This is a genomic window from Shinella zoogloeoides (assembly GCF_003574625.1).
Taxonomy (GTDB): domain Bacteria; phylum Pseudomonadota; class Alphaproteobacteria; order Rhizobiales; family Rhizobiaceae; genus Shinella; species Shinella zoogloeoides_A.
Genome location: NZ_QNUJ01000001.1, coordinates 519,739 through 545,984, shown reverse-complemented (window position 1 = coordinate 545,984; position 26,246 = coordinate 519,739). Strand labels below are relative to the sequence as shown.

At 62.2% G+C, this 26,246-nt stretch carries 25 protein-coding genes and 2 pseudogenes; 18 read left to right on the top strand and 9 right to left on the bottom strand.

Annotated features, from left to right (window positions below; translation table 11 throughout):
* The first annotated feature begins 36 nt into the window (after positions 1-36).
* The 8 genes from DSD28_RS02635 to DSD28_RS02600 all read left to right on the top strand — a co-directional run bounded on the left by DSD28_RS02635 (position 37) and on the right by DSD28_RS02600 (position 6,715).
* Positions 37-1,017, top strand: coding sequence for a TRAP transporter substrate-binding protein (locus DSD28_RS02635; RefSeq protein ID WP_119254782.1), 981 nt, complete (start codon positions 37-39; stop codon positions 1,015-1,017).
* A gap of 49 nt (positions 1,018-1,066) precedes the next feature.
* Positions 1,067-1,897, top strand: coding sequence for a 5-deoxy-glucuronate isomerase (locus DSD28_RS02630; RefSeq protein ID WP_119254781.1), 831 nt, complete (start codon positions 1,067-1,069; stop codon positions 1,895-1,897).
* A 93-nt stretch (positions 1,898-1,990) separates the two neighbouring features.
* Positions 1,991-2,539 (top strand): TRAP transporter small permease, encoded by a 549-nt coding sequence (locus DSD28_RS02625; protein ID WP_119254780.1) that lies wholly within the window; start codon positions 1,991-1,993, stop codon positions 2,537-2,539.
* Positions 2,536-3,828, top strand: coding sequence for a TRAP transporter large permease (locus tag DSD28_RS02620; RefSeq protein ID WP_119254779.1), 1,293 nt, complete (start codon positions 2,536-2,538; stop codon positions 3,826-3,828). The genes DSD28_RS02625 and DSD28_RS02620 overlap by 4 nt, the downstream gene beginning before the upstream one ends.
* A 68-nt stretch (positions 3,829-3,896) precedes the next feature.
* A complete protein-coding gene (locus DSD28_RS02615; RefSeq protein WP_119254778.1) occupies positions 3,897-4,652 on the top strand; it encodes an SDR family oxidoreductase in 756 nt (251 codons plus the stop codon).
* A gap of 1 nt (position 4,653) precedes the next feature.
* Entirely contained in the window at positions 4,654-5,166 is a 513-nt protein-coding gene (locus DSD28_RS02610) for a gluconokinase (RefSeq protein WP_245424710.1), read from the top strand.
* A gap of 740 nt (positions 5,167-5,906) precedes the next feature.
* Positions 5,907-6,191 (top strand): DUF1778 domain-containing protein, encoded by a 285-nt coding sequence (locus DSD28_RS02605; RefSeq protein WP_119254777.1) that lies wholly within the window; start codon positions 5,907-5,909, stop codon positions 6,189-6,191.
* Entirely contained in the window at positions 6,188-6,715 is a 528-nt protein-coding gene (locus tag DSD28_RS02600) for a GNAT family N-acetyltransferase (protein ID WP_119254776.1), read from the top strand. Before DSD28_RS02605 ends, DSD28_RS02600 begins: the two co-directional genes overlap by 4 nt.
* A 478-nt stretch (positions 6,716-7,193) precedes the next feature.
* Here DSD28_RS02600 and DSD28_RS26200 read toward each other — a convergent pair.
* Positions 7,194-7,319 (bottom strand): annotated as a pseudogene (locus tag DSD28_RS26200) (methylmalonate-semialdehyde dehydrogenase (CoA acylating)); the annotation flags it as partial.
* 210 nt (positions 7,320-7,529) lie between these two features.
* A complete protein-coding gene (locus DSD28_RS02595; protein WP_119254775.1) occupies positions 7,530-9,716 on the bottom strand; it encodes a methyl-accepting chemotaxis protein in 2,187 nt (728 codons plus the stop codon).
* A gap of 455 nt (positions 9,717-10,171) precedes the next feature.
* On the opposite strand from DSD28_RS02595, the pseudogene DSD28_RS02590 reads away from it, so the two are divergent.
* Both DSD28_RS02590 and DSD28_RS02585 read left to right on the top strand, forming a co-directional pair.
* Positions 10,172-11,086: pseudogene (locus DSD28_RS02590) on the top strand (bifunctional enoyl-CoA hydratase/phosphate acetyltransferase); the annotation flags it as partial.
* Positions 11,083-12,198, top strand: a complete 1,116-nt coding sequence (locus DSD28_RS02585) for an acetate/propionate family kinase (protein WP_119254773.1) — start codon at positions 11,083-11,085, stop codon at positions 12,196-12,198. The pseudogene DSD28_RS02590 and the gene DSD28_RS02585, both read left to right, overlap by 4 nt.
* 27 nt (positions 12,199-12,225) lie before the next feature.
* Here the strand turns inward: DSD28_RS02585 and DSD28_RS26365 are convergent, their stop codons facing one another.
* A complete protein-coding gene (locus tag DSD28_RS26365) occupies positions 12,226-12,351 on the bottom strand; it encodes a hypothetical protein (RefSeq protein WP_281048087.1) in 126 nt (41 codons plus the stop codon).
* A gap of 227 nt (positions 12,352-12,578) precedes the next feature.
* On the opposite strand from DSD28_RS26365, the gene DSD28_RS02575 reads away from it, so the two are divergent.
* Positions 12,579-13,379: a universal stress protein gene (locus DSD28_RS02575; protein WP_245424708.1), complete on the top strand. Its 801-nt coding sequence runs from the start codon at positions 12,579-12,581 to the stop codon at positions 13,377-13,379.
* A 20-nt stretch (positions 13,380-13,399) separates the two neighbouring features.
* On the opposite strand, the gene DSD28_RS02570 is transcribed toward DSD28_RS02575, so the two are convergent.
* From DSD28_RS02570 to DSD28_RS02555, 4 genes are all read right to left on the bottom strand, one after another.
* Positions 13,400-15,376 carry a heavy metal translocating P-type ATPase gene (locus DSD28_RS02570; RefSeq protein WP_119254770.1) on the bottom strand — a complete coding sequence of 659 codons (1,977 nt, stop codon included), beginning with the start codon at positions 15,374-15,376 and terminating at the stop codon, positions 13,400-13,402.
* Positions 15,377-15,378: 2 nt separating this feature from the next.
* Positions 15,379-16,074: a VIT1/CCC1 transporter family protein gene (locus DSD28_RS02565; RefSeq protein ID WP_119254769.1), complete on the bottom strand. Its 696-nt coding sequence runs from the start codon at positions 16,072-16,074 to the stop codon at positions 15,379-15,381.
* A 97-nt stretch (positions 16,075-16,171) separates the two neighbouring features.
* Positions 16,172-16,726 (bottom strand): cytochrome b/b6 domain-containing protein, encoded by a 555-nt coding sequence (locus DSD28_RS02560; RefSeq protein ID WP_413251185.1) that lies wholly within the window; start codon positions 16,724-16,726, stop codon positions 16,172-16,174.
* Positions 16,723-17,001 (bottom strand): PepSY domain-containing protein, encoded by a 279-nt coding sequence (locus DSD28_RS02555; RefSeq protein WP_119254768.1) that lies wholly within the window; start codon positions 16,999-17,001, stop codon positions 16,723-16,725. Before DSD28_RS02555 ends, DSD28_RS02560 begins: the two co-directional genes overlap by 4 nt.
* Before the next feature lie 129 nt (positions 17,002-17,130).
* Between DSD28_RS02555 and DSD28_RS02550 the strand changes: the two genes are divergently transcribed.
* The 4 genes from DSD28_RS02550 to DSD28_RS02535 all read left to right on the top strand — a co-directional run bounded on the left by DSD28_RS02550 (position 17,131) and on the right by DSD28_RS02535 (position 20,574).
* Entirely contained in the window at positions 17,131-17,463 is a 333-nt protein-coding gene (locus DSD28_RS02550; RefSeq protein ID WP_119254767.1) for a PepSY domain-containing protein, read from the top strand.
* Positions 17,463-18,122: a response regulator transcription factor gene (locus tag DSD28_RS02545; RefSeq protein ID WP_119254968.1), complete on the top strand. Its 660-nt coding sequence runs from the start codon at positions 17,463-17,465 to the stop codon at positions 18,120-18,122. Before DSD28_RS02550 ends, DSD28_RS02545 begins: the two co-directional genes overlap by 1 nt.
* Positions 18,119-19,483: a sensor histidine kinase gene (locus DSD28_RS02540; RefSeq protein WP_119254766.1), complete on the top strand. Its 1,365-nt coding sequence runs from the start codon at positions 18,119-18,121 to the stop codon at positions 19,481-19,483. The genes DSD28_RS02545 and DSD28_RS02540 overlap by 4 nt, the downstream gene beginning before the upstream one ends.
* A gap of 404 nt (positions 19,484-19,887) precedes the next feature.
* Complete coding sequence (locus DSD28_RS02535; protein ID WP_119254765.1) at positions 19,888-20,574, top strand: YoaK family protein; 687 nt, start codon at positions 19,888-19,890, stop codon at positions 20,572-20,574.
* A gap of 43 nt (positions 20,575-20,617) precedes the next feature.
* On the opposite strand, the gene DSD28_RS02530 is transcribed toward DSD28_RS02535, so the two are convergent.
* Complete coding sequence (locus DSD28_RS02530; RefSeq protein ID WP_119254764.1) at positions 20,618-21,862, bottom strand: benzoate/H(+) symporter BenE family transporter; 1,245 nt, start codon at positions 21,860-21,862, stop codon at positions 20,618-20,620.
* 115 nt (positions 21,863-21,977) lie between these two features.
* On the opposite strand from DSD28_RS02530, the gene DSD28_RS02525 reads away from it, so the two are divergent.
* The 3 genes from DSD28_RS02525 to DSD28_RS02515 all read left to right on the top strand — a co-directional run bounded on the left by DSD28_RS02525 (position 21,978) and on the right by DSD28_RS02515 (position 25,760).
* Complete coding sequence (locus DSD28_RS02525; RefSeq protein ID WP_119254763.1) at positions 21,978-23,468, top strand: PLP-dependent aminotransferase family protein; 1,491 nt, start codon at positions 21,978-21,980, stop codon at positions 23,466-23,468.
* A gap of 154 nt (positions 23,469-23,622) precedes the next feature.
* Complete coding sequence (gene glyA, locus DSD28_RS02520) at positions 23,623-24,927, top strand: serine hydroxymethyltransferase (protein ID WP_119254762.1); 1,305 nt, start codon at positions 23,623-23,625, stop codon at positions 24,925-24,927.
* Between the two features lie 17 nt (positions 24,928-24,944).
* Positions 24,945-25,760 carry a YggS family pyridoxal phosphate-dependent enzyme gene (locus DSD28_RS02515; RefSeq protein ID WP_119254761.1) on the top strand — a complete coding sequence of 272 codons (816 nt, stop codon included), beginning with the start codon at positions 24,945-24,947 and terminating at the stop codon, positions 25,758-25,760.
* Positions 25,761-25,796: 36 nt separating this feature from the next.
* On the opposite strand, the gene dtd is transcribed toward DSD28_RS02515, so the two are convergent.
* Positions 25,797-26,240, bottom strand: a complete 444-nt coding sequence (gene dtd, locus DSD28_RS02510; RefSeq protein WP_119254760.1) for a D-aminoacyl-tRNA deacylase — start codon at positions 26,238-26,240, stop codon at positions 25,797-25,799.
* Between the last annotated feature and the right edge of the window lie 6 nt (positions 26,241-26,246).

Genomic DNA, 26,246 nt, shown 5'->3' with positions numbered 1-26,246 from the left:
CCGCGGCAAGGTAATTCAACACCCTGGGAGGGAATAATGAGGACTGCCACTTTCGTTGGCGGCGCGGGCTTCGCGTTGCTTATGAGCCTGTCGGCTCACGCCGTCGAACTCAAGCTCGCGCATGCGCATCAGGACTCGATGGAATCCGAGATCCATACGACTTCCTGGCTGTTCCAGAAGTATGCACAGGACTTCGGAACCAACTTCAACGTGACCATTCACCCCAACAACCAGCTCGGCCAGGAGCGCGAGGTCTATGAGGCCATGCAGCTCGGCTCCGGTGCCGATTGCATCATCTCCGGCACCGCCATCCTGGGCAATTTCGAGAAGAAGGTCGGCGTGCTCGACCTGCCCTTCCTCTGGAAGGACTACGACCATGTCCATCGTGTCCTCGACGGCGAGGTCGGCGCGGAGCTGCAGACCGCATTGCGCGACAGCGGCTTCGAGGTCATCGCCTGGCTGGATAGCTGGGGCTATCGCAACGTGGCCACGACCAACAAGGCCATCACGAATGTCGAAGACCTCAAGGGCCTGAAGATCCGCACGATCCCGACGGATACCTACGTCAAGGCGATCAACGCCATGGGCGCCAATGCCACGCCGATGGCATTCGGTGAAATCTACACGGCCATGGAAACGGGCGTGCTCGACGGGCTTGAGCACAATGCCTCCATCATCCTCGCCAACAAGTTCAACGAGGTCGCGCACAACTACGCGCTGACGCGCCACCTGTTCGGCCCGCTGGCATTCGTCTGCTCCAGCACTTTCGTCAGCTCGCTCTCGGAAGCCGACAAGGCGACCCTGCAGAAGGCGGCCTGGTTTGCCCGCGATGCACAACGTTCGCTGGCACCGCTGCGCGAAGGCGAAGCCCTGAAGGCCCTGGCCGATGCAGGCGTCAACGTCACGCAGGTCGATACGGCACCGCTCCAGTCGGCCGCCGCAAGCGTGCAGGACGAGCTTGCCACATCCTTCGAAGCCACCGGGCTCCTCGAAAAGATCCGCGCCGCGGCGAAGTGAACCTATCAGCGGCGCCCCTGGCGGGGCGCCGTCCATTCCGGAGAATGCCATGTCCTTTCACATTCACGCGCACGACAACGAGAACCAGCCCATCGTCGTGCCGGGCGGACCCCTTTCGCTCATCTACTTCAACCTCGTCAGGCTGAAGGCCGGCGAACGCCACGTCTTCGAGCGTGAAGAGCTGGAAGCGCATCTCGTGCCGCTGCACGGCCTCGTCGATATCCATGTCGGCGGGCATGGCTTCAGCGCCGTCGGCGGAAGACAGAGCATTTGGGACGGCCGCGCCGACAGCGTCTACGCCGGCAGCCGGGGCGCAATTACCATCGAGGCACTCAGCGATTGCGAGGTCGCCATTGCCGGCGCGCACTGCGTAGAGGAGTACCCTCCGTTCCGCGTGACGCCGGAAGAGGTGGAAATGGTCGCCGTCGGTTCCAGCGAGACGCATTCGCGGCGCGACATCTACCACCTTCTCGGCCAGAACGGAGAAGGCCGCAGCGGTCGCCTGCTGGTCAGCGAGCTCTATTGCGAACAGGGCTGCTGGTCGGGCTACCCGCCCCACAAGCACGATACGGACCGGGACGGAGAAACGGACCACGAAGAGCTCTACCACTACCGTTTCCAGCCCGAGACCGGCTTCGGCGGTCAGTTCCTCTATCATGAAGGCGAGGCGCGACAGGTCGTGATGACGGGTCACCGCGATACGGTGCTGGTCGCCGGCGGCTATCACCCGACGGTCACCTCGCCGGGCCATGCCGAATACATCTTCACCATTCTCGCCGGCCGGACGAAGCGCGGATTGCTCCAGCATTTCGAGGAGCGGCACGCTCATCTGAAGGATGCCATTCCCGGCATCGGGACGATGCAGGCGAAGTTCCGCTGAGGCGGCACCGGCAGATCAATCAACAAAGGCGGACGGCAGCGGGACGGGAGTGGCCCGGCCGATCTGCCTACCACGTCGCAGGGAGGGGTTGCGATGCATGTCACATCTGATTTCGATACGGTCGAGAAGGAGGCATCCGGCAAGCCGGTCGCGACGCTTCCCGGGCCGCTCGGCACGCTCTTCTCGGCAGTCCATCGGCTGTTCGAGATCGCGGTCGTCATCCTGTTCGCCGCCATGGTCTTCGCCGCGCTGTGGCAGGTCTTCAACCGGTTCCTCCTCGGCAGCACGCTGAGCTGGTCGGAAGAGTTCCAGCGCTACAGCCATATCTGGCTGGTGTTCTTCGCGGTGCCCATCGGCTATCGCCGCAACGCCCATATCGGCGTCGACATTCTCCAGAATGCGCTTAGCGCTCGCGGCGCGCTGGTTCTCGGCTGGATCATCGATCTCGCCTGGCTGGTTCTGGGCATCGCGATCATCTCCGGAACCGCAACGCTGATGGGCGTCGCCTGGCGGCAGACCAGCCCCGGCATGGGCGTGACGATGGACAAAGTCTATCTCGGCCTCCTTATCGGCGGAGCCTATCTCGTCTTCACGGCCGTGGACCGGTTGCTTCAAAAGGTACTGGGAGTATCGGCAGCATGACGCTCATTCTTCTCTTCGGCGGCCTCCTCGTTCTGGTCGGGCTGGGTCTACCCGTGCTGCTGGCGATCGGCCTGACCAGCGCGGCCGGCATCTTCGTCATGCCCGGCGTCAACTTCGCACTCTTCGCGCAGCGCACCTTTGCCATGCTGGATTCCTTCAGCCTGCTCGCGCTACCCTATTTCATCCTTGCGGGATCATTGATGTCCAAGGGCGGGCTTTCCGGTGCGCTCGTCACCTTCGCGCAGACGCTCGTCGGGCATCTGCGCGGCAGCCTCGGTCACACCAGTGTCGTCGCCTGCACGGCCATGGCGAACGTCTCCGGCTCCTCTGCGGCCGAGGCTGCATCGATCGGCTCCATCATGATCCCGTCGATGAAGAAACAGGGCTACCAGCCGGGCCTCGCCGCCAGCATCGTCGCCGTCGCAGCCATCATCGGCCCCATCATTCCTCCTTCGATGACGATGATCGTCTATGGCGCCATGACGGGTGTCTCGATCGGCGGCCTCTTCATGGCGGGCATCGTTCCCGGCCTGCTTCTTGCCGCGCTGCTGTCGGGCTTCATCCGGATCCTCGCGATGTTCCCGCAATATCCGGCCCTGCGTCATCATACGAAGCGCGCCACGTTCCGGGAGATCCTGAACGGCATCCGCGGCGCATGGGTGGCGCTTCTGGCACCGTTCATCATCCTCGGCGGCATTTTTGCCGGCGTCTTCACGGCCACCGAAGCGGGCGTCGCGGCCTGCCTCTACTCGGCCATCGTCAGCATGTTCGTCTATCGCGAGATCCGTCTGCGTGACCTGCCGGGCATCTTCCTGGATGCGGCCGTTACCGTCGCCATGGTCGTCGGCATCATCGCCGTCGCCGGCGCACTCGGCTGGCTCCTGTCCTACGTCAATTTCAACCAGTCGGTTCTCGCGCTGCTGCAATCGATCTCCAGCGACCGCTACGTCGTCCTGCTCAGTCTGCTCGGCATCATCCTCATCCTGACGATGTTCCTGGAAAGCCTTGCGGTGCTGATCGTCTTCGTTCCTGTTGCCGCCTATGTCGGGCAGGCCTTCGGCTTCGATCCGCTGCATCTCGGCATTCTGATGATCGTCACGACGCAGCTTGGCGCCGTCACGCCACCCGTCGCCGTGCTGCTCTTCATCACCAGCGCGATCGCCGAGGCGCGGTTTGTCGATGTGGTCAAGCACGCCCTGCCCTTCATCGGCGTACTCATCGTGTACCTTCTGATCCTCGCCTTCGTGCCGCAGATCAGCACCACGGTGCCGCACCTCCTGGGACATTGACCCTGCACTCCCCCTCCTCGCCTGTCGACAGCGGCGAGGACTTGCCTGAATCCCATGGAAGGAAGCCCATGAGTACTCAACTGTTCGATCTGACGGGCAAGCGCGCGCTCGTCACCGGCTCCTCGCAGGGCATCGGCCTTGCGCTTGCAAGGGGGCTGGCGGCCGCAGGTGCGGACGTCGTCCTCAACGGCCGCGATGCGGTCAAGCTCGCCGCCGCGGCGCGGGACCTTGGCGCCGGGCACACGCTCGCCTTCGACGCGACGGATCATGGGGCCGTGCGCGAGGCCATCGATGCGTTCGAGACCGGGGTCGGCGCCATCGACATCCTCGTCAACAATGCCGGGATGCAGCACCGCACCCCGCTGGAGGATTTTCCGGAAGATGCCTTCGAACGCCTCCTGAAGACCAACATCTCGACGGTCTTCAATGTCGGCCAGGCCGTCGCCCGCCACATGATCGGCCGCGGCGCCGGCAAGATCATCAACATCGCCAGCGTCCAGACCGCGCTCGCCCGTCCGGGCATTGCGCCCTACACCGCGACCAAGGGCGCCGTCGGCAACCTCACGAAGGGCATGGCGACGGACTGGGCGAAATACGGCCTGCAATGCAACGCCATCGCGCCGGGCTACTTCGATACGCCGCTGAATGCCGCACTGGTTGCCGACCCGGCCTTCACCGAGTGGCTGGAGAAACGCACGCCGGCCGGCCGCTGGGGAAGAGTGGAGGAGCTTGTCGGCGCCTGCGTCTTCCTTGCTTCGAATGCTTCCTCCTTCGTCAACGGGCACGTGCTCTATGTCGACGGCGGCATCACGGCCTCGCTCTAACATGGGTATCCCTCCCGACCAGCAGCGCCTCGTCCTCATGGGTGTCGCCGGCTGCGGCAAGACGACAGTCGGCACGGCTCTCGCCATGCGCATCGACGCCACCTATCTCGACGGCGACGACCTGCATCCGCCGGCAAACATCGCGAAAATGAGCCGTGGCGAACCGCTGACGGACGACGACCGCTGGCCCTGGCTGACCCTCGTCGGCCAGAGGCTCGCCGAACCGGACAGCACCCTCATTCTCGGCTGCTCGGCGCTGAAGCGCAGTTACCGCGACCACATCCGCCGCGAGGCCGGCGCACCGGTCACCTTCGTCCACCTGTCCGGCAGTAGGGACCTGATTGGCGCGCGCATGGCCACCAGGGCCGGGCACTTCATGCCGACGAGCCTTGTCGACAGCCAATTCGCCGCACTCGAGCTGCCAGAGAACGATGAGAAAGCCATAATTGTCGATATCGATGCACCGCTAAGAAGCGTTGTCGAGCAGATTGCTGCCGCGATCAGACGAGACTGAACGACCTGCCGTGGCCTAATCGGACCGGTTCAATGCCGTGCAGCCCGCCGCTCTGCTACGGACCTGCTGGAAATACGCCAGCGCTGCGGACGCACCGTGCTCGCAAGCTCGCGCCTCGAAAAAGCAGCAACAAGGCCGGCCACCGTCCTGCAACGTTCGATGCTTGCTGCTACGTCCGAGGCAGAGGTGAGGGCAGTCTTCGGATACGCCCTTCCGCAAACATCATCAACGATCTGAAAACGCTTAGTAATCCAGAGCTTCAGAAGCTCGAAATAAGCGCTGGCTGGGGCGCCAGGATTCCCAGCCAAGGATTCCGCCCTATTTCAAGCCATTGAGAAGATTATTAAACCCTTATCACCTAATACTCCCTGTACGACAGTCTTGTACTACAATCCAATACGACAGTCCGGTGGAATTTTATGGCTGCTATGCGAAATTATCGCCGCCTTATGGTTACGCCCCTACAGTGACAGTCAATCCATCGGTCCCACCAGATGGACCTTTCGGGGGCGGCTAGACGGCTACCTGAACGCTCACAGCGACAGCAGGGTCGTGATAATCTGTCCAGCGGATTTTCCCGGGAAACTAATCAGGCTTGGCGCGTCTTAAACTTGAGACCTTGCTTTAAAAGCCTCCTCTACGGCAAGCGACCGGAGGATTACGTACACCATCAAGACGCACGACCTTGAAAATCAAGCCAAGCTCGCGTACATCTTGAACAAGTACCTTGCACAAGGGAGATGGAGATGCCCCAAGCTGCCGTGGATGACAACAAGCGCATGAATCTGCGCGTCTCGCCGGAAACGAAGGCCAAGCTCGTACGCGCGGCCGCATTGCGCAACACCGACCTGACCAACTTCGTGACCCAGACCGCCTTGCGGGAGGCCGAAGCCGTGATCGAGGCGGCCGAGGTCGTTCGGCTCTCGTCACGCGATCATGCGCGCGTGCTTGAGCTGATGGAAAACCCGCCTAAGCCCAACGCAAAATTGCGCTCGGCAATCGCGGCGTTGCCCGACACCCTATGACACTGCCCACATGGAGAGAAGAAGCCATCGCGAAGTCGCATGATCGTCAGTCTTTCGACTGCGGCGATCCGGCGATGAACGAGTTTTTCCGGCGCTACGCGCGTCAAAGCCACGAACAAAATGCTTCAAAGACTTTCTGCGCAATCGACGTCGCCACGCCCAATCGCGTGCTCGGCTTCTACACCGTTGCCCCCTCCGCCATAGCCCATGAGCTAGTGCCGGCGTCGATGACGAAAGGATTGGCCCAGCACGAGGTTTCCGGTTTCAAGCTGGCACGCATTGCGACCGACGTGAAGGTAGCCGGCCACGGCTTGGGTGGCCAACTCCTCGCGGCCGTTGCGTTGCGCTGCCTGCGGGTCGCCACCGAGGCTGGCGGCGCGTTGCTGATCATCGACGCAAAGGGGGGGCGGGCGGCCAAATGGTATGCCAGCTACGGGGCCGAGCCGCTCAAAAACAGTCCCCTCACGCTGGTCATGCCGCTCGCAACCTTCGCCGCCGACCTCAAGGCCAAAGGCCTTCTCTGACGGAGGCGGCCATTTGACTATAGTCATCTATTCGCGCGGCGCTAGCGGTGCATGACCGCAGAACTTTCTGAATATCCCGAATAGCAGTAGGTCGATACATTGAGTACCAATATGGGCCGGTTGTGCACTTCAGCTTGCGCACGCTAGATATCCGATTTGGGGCCGTGAGCTGATAGTCCGCTTGTGGAGAACGAGGTCGAGAAAGCAGACTTCAACAGTGTGTTCGGAACACATAGGTGCAGTTCGAATCTCCTCCGATGAGATGCGGGATAGTGGTGAGCACTATGTCTATTTCAGGCAAGATGGAGTTTCCCTCGTCGGGAAAAATTGCGAGATCGACAAGTTCCGCGCCATCAACCTCCGGACATGTGGCGGCTCCATTCAGGGTGGAGCCTGCTGTTGCAAGACCACCGATAAACGTACCGTGAGATACACCGCCGAGTGTGACCTCGGCGGCGCAATATCCCGACGTCTGGCCCTATCGCATCGTCGGCATGACGAAATCCGCGCCTGAACGGATGCCAGTCGGCCAGCGGGTCGTGATGGTCTTGAGCTTGGTGTACAAGCGTACGCCTTCAAGGCCGTGCATATGATGGTCGCCGAAGGAAGCATGGGGACGGTCTAGGGCGCATCATCGACTTCCTGCGCGTTCAGGGAGGGCTATGAATTCCGGACGGCGCACGATGCACTGAACAAACTCACCGCAGCGGGACCACGCAGCCGTTTTATCGAAGTCTTCGGCATTGATCGCGAATATCCAAGAAGCGTTGCCGAATTGAGGTGCAGCGGCGAACGATGGCGCCACACCTCTTTGCTAGGCGGCTCGTTGTGCACTATCCCATCCGTCCGGGCGGCCGAACTGGAACCGGGCGAGAAGACCATCGAGTGTCGCGCTTTCCTGCGCCAGAGCGGCACCAGCGGCATTCATCTCCTCAACCATTGCAGCATTCTGCTGCGTGACCTGGTCCATGTGATTTACCGCGGTGTTGATTTGCAGAAGACCAGCGGACTGTTCCTGCGCTGCCGTCGCGATTGCCTCCATGTGCCGCGTAACCGACTGGACAAGTTCAGCGATCTCGTCGAGCCCCGCGCCGGTATCGCTGACCAAACGCACGCCCTCGCCCACGGCGGCTTCGGAGTTGCCGATCAGTTCCTTGATTTCCCTCGCAGCCTTGGCGGACCGCTGGGCAAGCTCACGAACCTCCTGCGCGACGACGGCAAAGCCCTTGCCCGCCTCCCCCGCGCGTGCCGCTTCCACCCCGGCATTCAGCGCGAGAAGATTAGTCTGGAAGGCGATCTCGTCGATGACGCCTATGATCTGGCCGATCTGCCGTGCAGCGTGATCGATCCGTTCCATCGCAAGAACAGCACTCTCTACGACGGTGCCTGCCTGCCCGGCCCTGCTCTCCGCATGTCGTACGATGTCGCGGGCTTCGTCTGCGCGTTTCGAGGTCGCTGCCACATTGGCGGTAATCTCTTCCAGCGCCGCAGCGGTTTCCTCCAGCGACGCGGCCTGCTGCTCGGTGCGGCGGGAAAGATCGTCGGACGCCGACGACACCTCACGCGAGCCGCCCGTGACGGTCGAAACCGAGACACCAACACTTTCCAGGGTTTCACGCAATTGTCGGACAGATGCGTTGAAGTCCTGCCGAAGTGCTTCGAAATGCGTGTCGAGCGGTTGCTGCAACTCACACATCATGTCACCAGCCGCAAGGCGCTGCATGCTGGCGGCGAATATCGAGGTTGCACGGACGAGACGAGCCTCGGCTTCGGCTTCCGCGGCCTGCTGCATCTCGGTGCGCTCGCGCTCGACCTGTGCGCGCCGCTCTGTCTCTGCCGCTTCCAGCTCTCGATTACGCACGGCAGCCTCGTGGAAAACCTCTACGGCCTGCTCCATGTCACCGATTTCATCCTTGCGGCCGGTCGTGACCGGATCAAAGTCGAGATCGCCGGAAGCCAGTCGATCCATGGCTCCGACCATGCGCCCGATCGGACGTACGACCGTCATCGCCATTAATCCGGAAAGGCCCATCACCATAAGGCCGACAACGATGCAAACGAGGACGAGAGTGAGGAAACTGCGATAGGCCGCCCCGGCAGTCGCAAGCGCGAGATCGCCGATATCCTTGAGATTTTCAGTCTCTATTACCTTCAGCGCATCGATACGCTCCGTTGCGGCAGCAAACCATAGCGGACTCTCCAAACCTTCGAGCATCGCATCCACGCCTCCGGCAACGATACGCGCGCGAAAATCCTCCATCGTTTGCGACACATCAGTCAGCATATGCTCGTAGCGGGCACGGTGACTATCATCCTGCACGGAGAGCGCCGATGTGATCAACGCATCCTGCTGACCGGCAAGCCCCGCGAATAAGCCAAACCGTACCGGATCAACCCGACCGGAAACGATGAAGCCGTTGCCGAGGGCACGTTCCTGACCGGCCGCCTCCTTGGCCTGCATCAGATGGACATAGCCGAGCATGCGTTGCGCAATCCCCGCATCAGAAGCGAGCCTGGACAGGCGATTTGTCAGCACAATGATATCATCAATGGTGGCCGTATAGGTTGCAAAGGCATCCGGCCCCCCCGCCGTCAGCGCATCGACGGACGGGCGCAGGTCGGCGATCGCGGCCAGCTTTTCCTCCAGACCGCGCCGTACCGAAGAGAGATCGGCGTCGACCGCCGCATCGAGATTATTCATGCTTTGCGCGAATCCGGTCATCGCGGCGTCGGAGGCGTTGCGCGCCACACGAAGCTCTGCACTGCCGGTGGCTCCCTTCGATCCAAGAAACCCGGTCGTCAAACCTCGCTCGACCTGCAGGCTATGAACGACACCGCCGATCTTCACCATTTCCTGGCTGACCGTGACGATATCGCCCATGTTCCGATAGGTTTCGAGACGCTCGGAACTCTGGGCATAGGCAAGATAAGCGGCCGCCAACATCGGAACCGCGACGGCTGCCCAAAGACGCTTGCTAACGGAAATATCGACCAATCGCATAAAAGACACTCCTGAATGCAGGCATCATGCCTTTCATGAAAGCGGCACATTCGCTCTGCCCGATAAACATATTGAAAATTAAATTTCTATGAAAATCGAATATAAACCGTATGCCAAATAGCACATACGATAAATAATACATTCATCAGAATGAGATCTTGAAATTTGACGAACGTCAAAATGATTTTTTTATTTACGAATATCAATTTCGACATGAAAATATATATTCCTCCTACGCCGAATTGAGAAATAGGAAAAATCGAGCGACCGTTGATCTCAATACGTTTTCCCATCGAAAGCCTCGAACACTCGGTGCAAACTCCACCAAACGTCGCTGTGCAGCAGTGGGCGCCTTAAGGGAAAAGGCCTCTTGCCTAGGGTCGGACCATCGTGAAGATTGCTCATCCACAACTTTACATAAGGCGCTAGGGGAACGTGCGATGAGTGGACAGACAGATGCGATTCTGGCCCTTTGCCGCAAGCTGCCGCCCACCTGTACGGCGATCGTGCATCCAGTGAAGGCCAACGTGATTGCGGCCGGTTTCGAGGCGATGCGGGAAGGCCTGATCGCGCCGGTGCTCATTGGGCCTGCGGCGCGGATAGCCGAGGCGGCCAGAGAGGCCGGGATTGATATAGCAGGGTGGGAGATCGTCAACACTGAGCATAGCCATGCGGCCGCGGCCAAGGCGGCGGAACTGGCCGCGGGTGGCAATGTGAGCGCCATCATGAAGGGCTCGCTGCACACGGACGAACTTCTGGGCGAGATCGTGAAGGCCGGCGCCGGGCTGCGCACGGAGCGGCGCATCTCCCATTGTTACCTCATGAGCATCGCTTCCTATCCGAAGCCGTTCATGATTACCGACGCCGCCGTTAATATCCTGCCCGATCTTCCAGTGAAGGCCGATATCATCCAGAACGCCGTTGATCTCTGGTGCGTGGTGTTTGGCGAGGCGCGACCACCGAAGGTCGCCATTCTCGCGGCGGTGGAAACAGTCAATCCCAAGATGCAAGCGACCCTGGACGCAGCCGCGCTCTGCAAGATGGCGGACCGCCGGCAGATAACCGGCTGCCTGATCGACGGTCCCCTTGCCTTCGACAATGCGATCAGCCCGCAGGCGGCGCGGGAGAAAGGCATCGTGTCGGCTGTCGCCGGCGATGCCGACATCCTTCTCGTTCCCGATATCGAAGCCGGCAACATGCTGGCAAAGCAGCTCACGTTCCTCGGCGGGGCGGAGGCGGCCGGTATCGTGCTGGGCGCCCGTGTTCCCATCGTCCTGACGAGCCGGGCCGACGACCAGCGCACACGCCTATTGTCCTCCGCCCTTGCCTGCCTGCTCGCGGATGCCCGCGCCAAAGGCCGCATCAAATGATGAATGTATTGCTCGTTCTCAATACGGGGTCCTCGAGCCTGAAATTCGAGATCTTCGGATACGATGCGCTCGACAAGCTTGCCAAGGGCAAGGTCACCGGCATAGGCACCGAGGCAAGACTGAGCGCGACAATTACGGCGGGCGACGTTCATATCGACAGGGCGCTTGCCGCCAACGACCACGAGACCGCCATGGGCGCGGTGATCGATCTCATCGACCGGTACGACGATGCCTGGCGCATGGTGGCGACGGTACACCGAATCGTGCATGGCGGCGCCGATTTCGTCGCGCCCGTCATCGTCACGCCCCAAATCCTGCGGCGGCTTGCGGCGCTAGCGCCGCTCGCGCCATTGCACCAGCCCTACAACCTTGCGGGCATCGCAGCTTCGGACCGCCTCTCGGACGCCCCGGATATCGCTTGTTTCGATACCGCCTTTCATGCCGGCCATGCGCCGCTTTTCCAGGCTTTTGCGGTCGATGCCTCGCTACGGGCCCAAGGCATCCGCCGTTATGGCTTCCATGGGCTGTCCTACGAGTGGATTTCCCGTGTGCTTGCAAGCGAACATCCCGATCTCGCACGCGGCCGGGTCGTGGTGGGGCATCTCGGCAACGGCGCGAGCCTGTGCGCCCTCAGGGACGGCATCAGCGTCGACACGACGATGGGCATGACCGCGCTCGACGGTCTACCGATGGGAAGCCGCACCGGCGCAATCGATCCCGGCGCAGTTACCTACATGCTGCGTCAGCTCGGCATGAGCGCTGACGAGGTAGAACACGCACTTTACGAACGATCCGGCCTGAAGGGTCTGTCCGGCCTCAGCAACGACGTGAAGACCTTGCTCGAAAGCACGGATTCAAGAGCCGGCTTCGCCCTCGACTATTTTGCCCTGAAGGTAGCGCAGTTCACGGCGATGATGGCTGTGTCCATGGGTGGACTCGACGCCTTCGTCTTTACCGGGGGGGTCGGGGAAAACGCGGGGCCGGTTCGGGATGCGATCCTCGTCCGGCTGAAGTTCCTACCGCCGTTCCAGACCTTGATCATCCCGACGAATGAGGAGCGCATGCTTGCGATCCACGGCAAGGCGCTGCTGGAAGCGGGACGGCGCGGCTGACCGGTCTCGCCCTCTGCCGGCTGAACGTCAGGCGCCTTGAAGCGCTTCCATGATCCGGTCTTCGATGGCGAGGCGCTGTTTGCGGCGCATCATCTCATGACCCTGCCCGACCGGAGCGACATTCATCACCGCGAGATGAATGTTGTCGTTCACCGCGTCGTAGTCCCCCAGTAGGTCAGCAAAAGCCGGATCGGCGACCTTCAGGACACGGATTCAATCCGCCTGGCCACGAAATTCTTCGCCAAAGTGTGGAGTGTGTTCGACATATCTGCCTCCGTAACAATCATCATGGCAGAATTCGGAGGACTTTGTTTCAGGCGTTGATTTCGGTCAACGGCACGAAGGCCTAAAAATCGATTGGCGATGCGCCACGCGATATTTTGACCGAGGTCAATATGTGCTTCGCGATCGGCATTATGCTCTTCGACACTTGCCTTGAACGGAGGAATGCACACATGGCTTATCGATCCATTCTGGTCAATCTCGATATCGACCAGCCCGCTGAGCCGATCATGCGCGCCGCAATCGATCTGGCGTCCCGCTCGGGTGCACGGCTCATCGGGCTTTGCGCCACCGAAACGCCCAAGAAGCACGCGGAGGAGATTCGCGCCGCGTTCCTTCATCTGGCGGCAAACCGGATCGAGGCCGAATGGCGCGGGGAAGCGACGACGCCGACCGAGGCGGTCGTGACCGCCGCCCGCATCGCCGATCTCGTTCTGATGGCGGCCGGAAACCGGGCGGACCCGGCAACCGTCGTGCTGCGCGCAGGACGTCCCCTGCTGGTGATCCGAAGCGGCCAGCACGCGCTTCCGGCAAGAAAGATCGTCGTCGGCTGGAAAGACACCCGTGAAGCCCGCCGCGCAATCGCGGATGCGCTTCCCCTGCTCTCCGTCGCCTATGATGTTGCCGTCGTGTCTGTTTCCCCGGAGCCCACACCAGCCGAGATACAGAGTCTCACCGAGATCGTCACCTATCTCGCCCAGCATAATGTGAAAGCGAGGCCGCAGATGATCAAAAGCGCCGACGAAACAATCGGCTTCCTACAAGTCATCGACGCGAGCGATGCAGATATCATCGTCACCGGTGCCTATGGCCATAGCCGCCTGCGGGAATGGGCTTTCGGCGGCATCACGCGGCTGCTTCTCGATGAGAATACCCGCAATCGCTTCCTGTCCTGCTGACCATTGGGCGCGGCCGGCGCTTACACCGGCCCATCGGCGGGCGATGCGGCCGAAGTGGGCGCCGCCATCGGCCGCTCCCCTGAAGGACGGGAGAATCTGCTCGCGTCCACAGGCCACCGGATCGGGTCCGACAACAGGCGCAGGCCGTTGAGGACCACGAGCACGGTCCCGCCTTCATGTCCAACCACTGCTAGTGGCAACGGCAGATCGAAGAATAATCCGCCCGTCACCAGCACCAGCATGGCACCGATCGCGACGACAAGGTTCTGCCGGATGACCGCCGCGGTCCGGCGCGCCAGCCGGTGCGCATCGGCCAATTTCTTCATGTCTTCCGACAGCAGAGCCACATCGGCCGCCTGAAGGGCGACCTCCGAGCCGGCCGCCCCCATGGCGATGCCGACATCGGCGCGGGCAAGAGCGGCCGCGTCGTTGACGCCGTCGCCGACGAAGGCCACGGTGCCGCCGCCCGCCAGTTCCCCCACATGGAGCACTTTGTCCTGCGGTAGCATTTCGGCATGAATCTCATCGGGAGCGAGGCCGAGCCCCGCGCCGATCCGCAACGCCACCGACCGACGGTCACCGGTCATCATGACGATGCGGCGCACGCCGTCGGCGCGCAGGGCCGCAAGCGCCGGGGCAGAGCTTGCCCGCGCCTCGTCCGCCACGCTGACGGCGCCGAGGATGTTTTCTCCACGCCCCAGATAGACGACGGTTTCGGCACTGTCGGTGAGTTCCTGAAGCTGAATACGGTCGACAGAAGCCCCCATGTCTCGGACGAGATGGAGGTTTCCAGCCCAGAGCACGCCAAGCGCATCCGTGCCGACGATTCCGGCGCTCGGGCGAGCGCTGACATCCGCGACACGCGCCGGCTCTATATCCCGCGCGGCCGCCTCCCGGCGGATCGCCGCGGCGACGTGATGCTCGGAATGGGCTTCGAGCCCGGCCAGCAGCGACAGGAAGCCGCGTTCGTCCCCGTCCAACGCGACGATCCGCGTCACGGCCGCCCGGCCGTTGGTGAGCGTGCCTGTCTTGTCGAAGGCGAAGACATCAACGGCGGCCAGCGTTTCAAGCGCGCCGCCGCCCTTGAACAACACGCCGCCCCGCGCGGCCGCCGAGAGTGCCGATAGGATCGCCGCGGGCACCGATATGACGATCGCGCAGGGGCTGGCCGCGACCAGCAGGGTCGCAGCGCGATAGAGCGCCGGCTCCCAATCGCGCCCGATCCCATAGAAAACAGCGAAGGCGAGAGCTGCGCCCAGAAGGACGGCGACAGTATAGCGCTGCCCGAACCAGGCGCTGAAACGCTCGGATGGAGCCTTGGCCTCCTGGGCCTCCGTGACCAGCCGGATCATGCGGGCGATCGTGCTGTCACCGATCGTTCTTGCGACCGCGACCTCCAGAATGCCGTCCAGATTGACCGTGGCCTCGAACACCTGCTGGCCCGCCTCCTTGGAGACCGGCATGGATTCGCCGGTGATATTGGCTTCATCGATGCCGCCGCGCCCCCGCAGGATGACGCCATCGGCCGGCACGCGAGCGCCGGGCCGCAGGATCACCACATCCCCAACAGCCAGCTCCGCCGCGGGAACTTCCAGGACAGAGCCATCGGCCTGCCTGCGGAACGCCGTTTCGGGGCGCAACGCCATCAGCGCCTCGACGGCGCGGCGCGCACGTCCGAGCGCCTGATGCTCGAGCGTCGTCGATACGCTGAACAGCGTCAGCAGCACGGCGCCTTCGAACGGCGCGCCGACAACTGCGGCCGCGACTGCCGCGACCACCATCAAGAGATCGATGTCCAGGACATGCTCTCGCCACAGGGCCAAAAGCGCGCTCCCCGTGGCCGGCACCCCACCAGCGACATAGACGAGCGCCAGCCCGGGCCAGCGCAGAACGGCAAGCCCCTCGACCGGCGGCCAGGTTCCGGCCGCGGCGAGGATCATGCCCAGCACCGTCAGCAGCGACATCATCGTCGGCGTATCGAACGACAGACGTTTCATGATCAGATCGCCCGGCCGATGAGGGTGCCAATGGCCGCCGTCGACGCCATGGCGACCGCGCCCCAGAAAACGACCCGGACAGTCGGCCGCCAGATGCCAGCACCGCCGGCACGCGCGCCGATCGCGCCGAGGACGGCAAGCCCGATGAGACAGGCAACGGACACAGCCCAGACGGCCGTTCCCGACGGCGTCAGCAGGGCGACCGCCAGCGGCAGGGCCGCGCCCGTCGCGAATGTCGCCGCCGACGTCAGCGCCGCCTGGACAGGCCGCGCCATTACGTGGCTCGACAGGCCAAGTTCGTCCCGTGCATGAGCTTCGAAGGCGTCCTTCGCCATCATTTGTTCGGCGACCTGGCGGGCAAGATCCGGCGCGACACCGCGCTGCTCGTAGATTGCGGCGAGTTCTGCCAGCTCCGCCTCCGGCTGGGTGGCCAGCTCGTGACGCTCACGCGCCATGTCGGCCTGTTCCGTATCGGCCTGGGAGCTGACGGAGACATATTCCCCTGCCGCCATCGACATCGCACCAGCCACCAACCCGGCGACACCAGCGACGAGGATTTCCTGCGATGCCGCGGTCGCCGCCGCGACACCGACGATGAGGCTCGACGTCGAGATCAGCCCGTCATTGGCACCCAGCACCGCCGCGCGGAGCCAGCCGATACGTTCGATGAGGTGGCTTTCCTTGTGGACGGCGCGCATGGCATCTCCGATTTCAGCAGATCGACTGTGGTTGCATGATGACGTCAGGCTATTTATTTAGAACTATTCTAAATGGTGCCATATAGACAACCGCACATCAACCTTCGCGGCGCTTTCTTCCCGTCACCATGGCACGCACGAGGTTTTCCCGGTGCTCGACGCTGGCTAGAACAACGCCAGCGATATGCAGGGCGACCAGCCCGATGGTCGAATAGACAAGGACCTTGTGGACATCCTCCACCCAGCCGACCCCCCAATAGGCATCCGTGGTCATCATATAACCGGTGGTCACGATGCCGGACACCGCAGTGAGCAGCAGGACGACCATAGCGCCACCCGCCGGATTGTGGCCGAGATACCGTTTGGCGCGGAAGGCGAGGCTGTCACGGAGGAACGCTAGAATCGTCGTGGGGGCGTAGAGGAAGTTGGCGAAGCGTGCGTGATGTGGCCCCAGCAGCCCCCAGGCAAGGCGCAAGGCGATCAGCCCGGCGATAGCATAGCCGGAAAGGATATGAGCCTTCTTCCATTCGTCGCCGGTAACGAAGGAAAAAACGAAGAGGCAGACCAGCGACCAGTGAAAGACCCGCACGAGCGGGTCCCACACCTTGACGCTTTCCCCCGCCCCACTGGTTCGGGAGAGCGGCGCCATCATTCCGCTCCTTCCGAGCCGACGGGCTCGCCGGTCTGCGGATTGAAGATTGTCTCGACCTTGGCGCCCTTGGCGTCGATCGCATAGACTTCGTAGCAGCCGTTCTCGACCTTTATCCGCCGGACGTCGAAGCCCATCGCCTTGGCCTTGTCCTTCATGGCGTCCTCGGTCATCCACTTGTCCTTCGGCACGTTGCAACCCTTGCCTTCATCTTCGGCGCGGGCCGCACCGGCGGCGAACAAGCCCAGAAGGGCGGTTGCGAGAAGGAATGTCTTCATGGAATTTCTCCTTGTGGCCGGCCGGAGCACCCTGCCCCGACGCTGGACGCACCATAGGCAACCGTGGCTGAGCGATGGCTGACGGGAAATGTCAGCAAAATTTCAGCCTCGGCGTGCTACGCTTCGATCATGCGTATCCTCCTCATGTCCATCGCCGCCCTTTCCCTTGCCGGGCTCCTGTCGGCCGGCGTGGCCGCCCATGCGGACGATGACGGCGACGACACGGACGGGCACACCCTCGACGCTGCCCAGGAGGCGGTCTCGAGGGGCACAATCAAACCCTTCGCCGAATTGCGCGAGATCGTGCGCCAGCGATTCAAGGGCGATATCGTGCGCGTGGAGCCGCGCCGGAAACACGGGCGCTTCCTCTATAAATTCAAAGTCCTGTCGCCCGAGGGACAGCTCGTCGAAATCGAGATGGACGCAGCGAGCGGCACGATCCTCGAAGTCGAGAACGAATGATGCGCATACTGCTCGTCGAAGACGACCGGCTGATCGCCCGCGATCTCATCGCCCATCTGGAGCGGGCGGGTTATGTCGTGGACCATGCCCGCGACGGCGAAGACGGTTGGTATCGCGGTGAGAGCGAGGATTTCGCCGCCGTCATTCTCGATCTCGGCCTGCCTTCCATGGACGGCATGACTATCCTGAAGCGCTGGCGCAAGGACGGGCGCCGCTTCCCCGTCCTCATCCTAACGGCGCGCGGCAACTGGGAAGAGCGCGTGGAAGGCATCGACGCCGGGGCGGACGACTACCTCGCCAAGCCCTTCCAGATCGCGGAAGTCCTCGCCCGCCTGCGCGCTATCCTGCGCCGCTATGCTGGCGAGCCGAGCCCGGTGCTCAGTGCCGGCGACCTGCATCTCGATCCGCGCAGCAAATCCGTGACGCTCCGGGACCGTCCGATCGACCTGACGCCGCTCGAATATCGCTGCCTGCACCATCTGTTCCAGAACCGCGAGCGCTATGTCAGCCAGCAGGAACTAACCGAGCAGCTCTATGCCCAAGATTTCGACCGCGACAGCAACTCGGTGGAGGTGCTGATCGGCCGGCTGCGGCGTAAGCTGGGAAAGGCCTTCATCGAGACGCGCCGCGGCTACGGCTATCGGATCGCCGCCGCATGAGATGGCCCGCCTCCATTCGCAGCCGCCTCCTGCTGATTTCCGCGTTGACGGTGAGCCTCGCGCTGACGCTGACCGTCACCTTGCTGGTCTCGCTCTTCTCGAGCAACATCAGCAATCGCATCGACGCGGAGCTGACCAGCCATATCAACACGCTGGCCGGCGCGCTGTCCTTTGCCGCCGACGGCACGCTCCAGCGCCCGGAAAGTCCGCTCGACCAGCGCTTCGCCACGCCCTATGGCGGGCTCTACTGGCAGATCGTCGACGATGCGCGGGGGCAGACCATCCGTTCGCTCTCGCTGTTCGACACGGCCCTCGCCTTGCCTGCGGACCAGCACGCCGAGGGCGCGGTCCATCGCTACCTGCTGCCCGGCCCAGCCGGAAGTTCGCTGATCGTCCTCGAACGGCTCGTGCGGGTCGCCGCACCAGAGGGGACACGCGCGCTGCGCATCGCGGCCGCCATCGACGCGCGCACGCTGGAGGAGGCCAGGACCGCTTTCATCCGCGACATCTTGCCGGCCGTCGCCGGGCTCGGCGCCTTCCTCGTCGTCGCGTCGATCCTGCAGCTCACCCTCGGGCTGCGGCCGCTGGCGGCGCTGAACGAAGGGATCGTGCGCATCCGCGAGCGGCGTGCCAGCCAGTTGACCGGCCCCTATCCTAGCGAATTCCAGAGCACCGTGGCGGCAGTCAATGCGCTTCTGGATACGCAGGAAGCGATGATGGGCAAGGCGAGGAAGCGCGCGGCCGACCTCGCCCACGGCCTGCGCACGCCGCTGACTGTGCTCTCGAACGACGCCGTGACCCTGCGCGACAAGGGAAATACCGCCATGGCGGACGAACTGGAGCATCTGGCATCCGTCATGCGCAACCACGTGGAACGCGAGCTGGCGCTCGCCCGCATCACCGCCAGCGCGCAACTGCGCCGCTCGGATGCCGACGTCGCCATGATCGTCGGCGAGCTCGTGCGCATCCTCAAGCGCTCCCCATCCGGCGAGCGGCTGCGGTTCGAGATCGACGGCCCAAGCACCGAGACCGTGGCCATGGACCCAGCCGACTTTCGCGAGCTCATCGGCAACCTGCTCGAAAATGCCGTCAAATGGGCAAAGGCCGAGATCCACGTCCGCTGGTGGCGCGATGAAACCAGCTTGCATCTCACAATCTCGGACGATGGCCCAGGCGTGCCGGAGCAGGAACTCGACAATCTCACCCGCCGAGGCTGGCGTCTCGACACGGCATCACCCGGCTCGGGTTTCGGTCTCTCCATCGTCCGCGAAATCGTCGATGCCTATCGCATAGGCTTTGCGTTGCGGAACCGGGAAACCGACAACGGGCTGCAAGCTGATCTTCAGTTTAACCACGCATAGTCCAAACACGATGACGGTCTCGCTCTCACCTGTGCTCGAACCGTATGGTGCTCTTGCGCATCAGCCCCTTTAACTCCTGTGGCGGACTAGTACGCTTGGTCTAGATTCGCTGCCTGACCAGCATCTGCCAGACCCTGCGCCGCGAACAACAAGAGTGCAGCTCCTGTTGCAGGAATCCTCAGCAGCCAAGCAGTCGCACCGCCAAAAACTCGACGGCAACCTGCCTTCGCCTGAACATATCATTCCGGTTTTAGGACGGCTTAGCCCCGAGCGACCGACACTTCTCGGATACATAAATGGGTCTCTGACCCCATCGACTTTCGAGCGTTGGCGTTGCATCTTGCCCCGCAGGAATGAGGCGTGGGCTCGTTCCCTCACCGCATCCATAGCAATGTAAAATCGAAATGCTCATCCAAGAAGGTGACAAGAGGACACCAGCAACCGACCTGATGCTGGCCTCAATTCTGGCGTTCGTCGCAGGCGGCGTGAACAGTGCTGGTTACTTTGGCTACCGCTACTTCTCGGCCAACATGACCGGCAATGTCTCGATGGCCTCCGATCTCTTTGCGGTCTCGCAATCCGACTTGGCGCTCGGTTTCCTGACAATCGTAGCGATGTTCATCTTTGGCGCTTTCATTGCCTCGATTCTTATCGAGTTTGGCAAACGACAGCAGCGCAGCAACATCTACGCCCTTACATTGATTATCGAGGCCGCTTTTCTTATCTTTGTGGGGCTTGTCATCAGCCTGAGCACGCGGCCACCACATGGCGTGCTAGTAGTAGGCCTGTTAAGCTTAACCATGGGATTACAAAATGCGGCGTCAACCCGGATTTCCGGTAGTCGTGTGCGAACAACCCACGTCTCGGGCATCGCTACCGACATCGGCGTTGGCATCGCCATGCTCTTAGGAGGCAACTCGAGCACTGAGAAGCTAGCAATTGTACTGCGCTTGAAGCTCCACTTCGCCACGATTGTCTTCTTCGCACTCGGTGGCGTACTTGGAGTCCTGGGGTGCCAGCACCTGGGAGGATTGTCCTTCTGTGCTTTGGCAATGCCTCTAATATTGCTGAGCCTCAGATATCTCCGATAATGTCTAGTATCGTTCGCAAGGGCCTTCACTTCAACTTCGATGGTCACTCATCGCGTTCCCTCACGCCAGCATCACAGCCGCAACCCCGCCGCCTTCCTTGTTCACGGCACGGCAGACGGCCATTCAGAACCATGTAAGCGACAAGGCCGATCATCAGCCCCCAGAACGCACCGCCGATGCCGAGCAGTTTGATGTTGGCAGCGGACGCCAGGAAGGTGATGAGTGCAGCTTCACGCGATGTCGGATCGGCCATCGCTCCGGCGAGACTGCTGCCAATGGTGCCGAGCAGCGCCAGACCGGCAAGCGTCGTGATGAAGGTTGCCGGGAAGGCCATGAAGACGGCGGCGAGCGTGACGCCGAACACCCCGACCAGCACATAGAAGCAGCCCGCCGCGATGCCGGCGATCCAGCGCTTGCGCGGGTCTTCATGGGCTTCCCTGCCAGTGGCGATTGCCGCCGTGATGGCCGCGATGTTGAAGGCATGGGAGCCGAACGGGGCCATGATGAGAGAACCGAGGCCCGTCACGGTGACGATGGGATTAGCACTCGTCTTGAAACCATCATTCCGCAGCACCAGCATTCCCGGCATGTATTGGCCGGTCAGCGTGATGAGAAATAGGGGCAGCGCGACGGATAGAAGTGCATTCAGCGAAAACTCCGGCATGGTGAAGACGGGCGCGGCAAACTCCGGTTTCAACCCCGACAGATCGACCCGGCCCTGTGTCAGCAGGAAGACCAGTCCGAGGGCGAGGATGCCGACCACGGCATAGCGGGCGGAGAAGCGCTTCAACACGACATAGGCGACGATCAGGAGGCCGACCAGCGGCGGATCGACGCTTGCGCCACCGAATGCGCCCATGCCGAATTGCAACAGAATGCCCGCAAGCAGACCAGAGGCGATGCCCGGCGGAATCAGCCAGATCACCTTCTCGAAATAGCCCGACAGTCCAAGCGCGACGAAGGCCACCGCCGAGATCATGTAAGCGCCGACCGCCTCTGAATAGGGCGTCGTTGCCAATGCCGTGACGAGGAACGCCGCCGCTGGCGTGGACCAGGCGGTGATGATTGGTTCGCGAAACCTCCAGCTCAGGAACAGTCCGGTCAACCCGACGCCAATCGAAACCGACCACACCCAGGAGGCCGTCAATTCCGGGCTAAGCCCCGCGACCTTTGCGGCCTGAAAGACCAGAATGAAGGTGCCGCCATAATTGACGATAACGGAGATCAATCCCGCCACGATGGGATAGGTCAGATCGTTGAGACGAATGGGTGATGAGCTGGAAGGCATGGTCGTGACGAAACTCCTGAAGGCTTTGGGATCGCGGAGGCGACGAATTGCCTTGACAAGTAGCCGATCAATGGCCTGATTTGCCCATCCATTTTCCCAGAGAGATTCGGACCATTTGTTCAAGCACTCCCAACTCGAATCCGTGAAGGCATGGCTTGCCCATCCCGCCCATGCGGCGATGCCGCTTCATGCGCGGATTCAGCGGGCGATCCGGCAACTGATCGTCGATGGCGCACTGGGGCCGGGCAAGCCGCTGCCGGCGTCGCGTGCGCTCGCAAAATCGTTGGGGGTGTCACGCGACACGATTGAAACGGCTTACGCGCAGCTTCATGCTGAGGGGTTCATCGACCGCCGTGTCGGCAGCGGCAGTTTCGTAGCCGAGATCACAGAGTTCACGCCCGGCCGCCGTCTTTCCCAGCGTGACGCGCTCGCGCGCAACCAGGCCCCGAACCTCAGCAAGCGCGGCAACGGCATGTTCCGCAGCGGCGGGGTGCGCGAGATGTTGATCCCGCGCCCCTTTGCGCATGGCGTGCCGGAAACCCGGACATTTCCGCTTCCGCTCTGGGAGAGGCTGGAACGGCAGGTGCGCAAGGAGGTCGGCGCGCAGGCCCTCCATCACGGCGATCCGCAGGGAACCGAGCCGCTGCGCCGCACCATCGCCGACTATGTGAACCTTGAGCGCGGTGCGCGCGCCACCGCCGACCGCGTATTGGTGCTGACCAGTTCGCAACAGGCCATGTCGCTCTGCGCCAATATGCTGCTCGATCCCGGTGATCGGAGCTTCATCGAAGACCCGGCCTATTACGGCGCGCGCAAAGCCTTCGATGCGGCAGGATTGGAGTGTGTTCCGATCCACGTTGACCGGCAGGGCATCGTGGTCGAGCAGATCAGGGCCGAACCACGAAAGGCAAAGGCCGTCTTCCTCACGCCTTCGCATCAGTTCCCAACCGGCGCGACGCTGGCGCTTGATCGTCGGCTCGCCCTGATCGAATGGGCCGCCCGGCACCAGGCATGGATTATCGAAGACGATTACGACAGCGAGTTTCATTATGCGGGCAAGCCGACGGCTTGCGTGCAGGGTCTCGATCCGCATGATCGCACCATCTATATCGGCACCTTCACCAAGTCGCTCTTTCCAGGCTTGCGGATCGGCTATGTCGTGCTGCCGCCGCAACTGGTGAAGCCGATGACGGTGGCGCGCACGCTTCTGGACGGTCACACGGCTCCCATGGCGCAACTGACGTTGGCCCGCTTTATGGAAGGCGGGCATTTCGGCGCATATGTCCGCACCATGCGCGGCATCTATGCCGAGCGGCTCGACGTGCTCGTTGGACTGGTCAACAAACACCTGTCGGATTTTGTCGAACCGCGCGTTCCCATCGGCGGGCTACAAATGCCCTGCTTGCTGACAGGCGATCTATCCGAGCGCGCAGCCATCGACGCGGCGCGACGTGTCGGGATCGAACTTCTCGGGCTGTCGGCGCTGCACGCATCCGGCGAAGCCAGGGCCGGTTTCCTGATGGGCTTTGCCGCCTATACGCCGGCCGAGATCGAGGTTGCGGTCAAGAAGCTGGCAAACGCGCTCCGGGTGATATCGAAATCATAGATCGGCCGTTTCCGTCTCAAATCGAATGGTCTGATCAACTCGCGGCAAGCGGAGGGGAACAGCAGACCACGCCCATGATAGGTGCTGGTGAAACACCGCCGCGCGAGGCAGCCCGGCGGCGAACCAGTCATCAGCACCTTGAAGGAGATCAGCAATGCAAACATCGGCCGCGCCGCACGCAGTCCAGAATGTCAAAAAAGCAGGTGTGAGCGCAGCCGGGTTGTCTGTCGCCGATAATGCCGTTGCCACCGCAATCGCCAGCGAAACGATCCGGCAGCGCGAATCCATCGAACTGATCGCCTCGGAGAATTTCGTGAGCCAGGCCGTGCTCGATGCGCAAGGATCGGTGCTCACCAACAAATATGCCGAAGGCTATCCGCATCGCCGCTATTATGGCGGCTGCGCGAATGTCGATGTCGTCGAGGATCTGGCGATTGAGCGGCTGAACAGGCTGTTCGGCAGCACCTACGCCAATGTGCAGCCGCATTCGGGCAGCCAGGCCAACCAGTCGGTTTTCCTCGCGCTGCTCAACCCTGGCGATACGATCCTCGGACTCGACCTCAAGGCGGGCGGGCATCTCACTCATGGAGCTGCGGTCAACATGTCGGGCCGTTGGTTCAACGTCGTCAGCTATGGCGTGGACCCGGAAACCCATCTCATCGACATGGATCAGGTGGCCGCGCTTGCCCGTCAGCACCGGCCCAGGCTGATGATTGCCGGCGGTTCGGCCTATCCGCGCGTCATGGACTTCGCGCACTTCCGACAGATCGCCGATGACGTTGGCGCGACCCTGCTGGTCGATATGGCGCACTTCGCCGGCCTCGTGGCCGGTGGCGTCTATCCGTCGCCCGTTCCCTTCGCCGATGTCATCACCTCGACCACGCACAAGACCTTGCGAGGACCACGCGGTGGGGTCGTCCTGACCAATGACGCGGAGATCGCGAAGAAGATCAATTCGGCAGTCTTTCCCGGTCTGCAAGGTGGTCCGCTCATGCACGTCATCGCCGCGAAGGCCGTGGCATTCGGCGAGGCGCTGGAACCATCGTTCCAAACTTATGCGCGGGCGGTGGTCGAGAATTGTCAGGCGTTGGCGCAGGCTCTTGCCGATGGCGGCTTGAAGATCACCTCCGGCGGCACGGATTGCCATCTGGCCGTGGTCGATCTGCGTCCCATCGGCGTAACCGGCAATATCGCCGAAAAGGCGCTGGAATCAGTCGGCATCACGCTGAACAAGAATGCTATACCGAGCGACCCGGAAAAGCCGATGGTCACATCCGGCATCCGTGTCGGCAGCGCCGCCGGGACATCGCGCGGCTTTGGTGTCGATGAATATCGCCAGATTGCCGCGTTCATGCTCGACACTCTCGAAGCTGTCCGTAGCGGAACGCTCGATGCGCGCCGGCCGGACATCAAGGGCCGGATACGCCAGCTCGTCGCGCGTTTCCCGTTGCCCTATTGATTCGGGGCGAGATCGGCATGAACACACGATCTAAGATCGAGCTTTCGCCAGAGGACATCGCTCGCTTCGGCAACGATCCCACGACGACATTCGCGGCGAACCTGAAAGCCGTGCAGGCGCGTATCGCAACTGCCTGCCATCGTAGCGGACGGCCCCCTGACGACGTGCGCCTTCTTCCTGTTACCAAGACAGTCCCGGCTCACATCTTGCGGCTCGCCCATGCTACCGGAATTTCGGACTTTGGGGAAAACAAGCTCCAGGAGGCTCGTGACAAGCAGGCAACCTTGAGCGATTTGCCAATCCGCTGGAGCATCATAGGCCATCTCCAGACCAACAAGGTGAAATATCTAGTCCGGCTGGCGACAGAGTTTCACGCGCTGGACAGCTTCCGCCTGGCAGAGGAACTGAACCGCCGGCTCGATGCCCTAGATCGCGATCTCGACGTGTTCGTGCAGGTGAACACCTCCGGCGAGGAAAGCAAATATGGCCTGCATCCCGCCGATCTCATGCCGTTCGTCGCGCGCTTATCCGAATACCCCCGGCTCAAGCCGCGTGGTCTGATGACGCTGGCGATCTTTAGCGCCGATCATGAGCGGGTGCGCACCTGCTTTCGCCTGCTCCGCGGTTTGCGGGATCGCGCCGTGACAGCCCATGCCAGCCTGACACAGCTTTCCATGGGCATGTCGGGGGATTTCGAGATGGCCATTGAAGAAGGCGCGGATGTCGTTCGGGTCGGCCAAGCGATATTCGGTCCACGTCCAACCACCAATGCCTTCTATTGGCCCGGCATAATTCCGTCCTCCACCAATCAGGATGTCGAAGACTCGTCATGACGGCGTGCGAGGATTCGAACCGTAGAACCCGTGCCTTTAACCGGACACCGTATCCAGCCAGATTGTCATGGGACCGTCATTTACGAGCTCAACACGCATATCCGCCCCGAAGATGCCATTCGCAACCGTAACGCCAAGCGCTGCGACATTGGCAGAGAAGACCTCATAAAGGCGTTTCCCCTCGTCCGGCGGCGCGGCTGTAGAAAAGCCGGGCCTGTTGCCTTTTGTCTCGGCGGCCAGCGTGAACTGGCTGACGACGAGGACGGAACCTCCGACATCGACAAGCGAACGGTTCATGCGATCGGCATCGTCCCTGAAGATGCGCAGGTTAACGATTTTGCGCGCCAGCCATTCGCTTTCTCTTTCAGTGTCGCCCTTCATCGCGCAGACGAAGACCAGCAGTCCGTTGCCAATCTTACCGGCGGCCACACCGTCAACGGTGACGCTGGCGGAGGAAACGCGCTGGACAAGTGCTCTCATGGACTC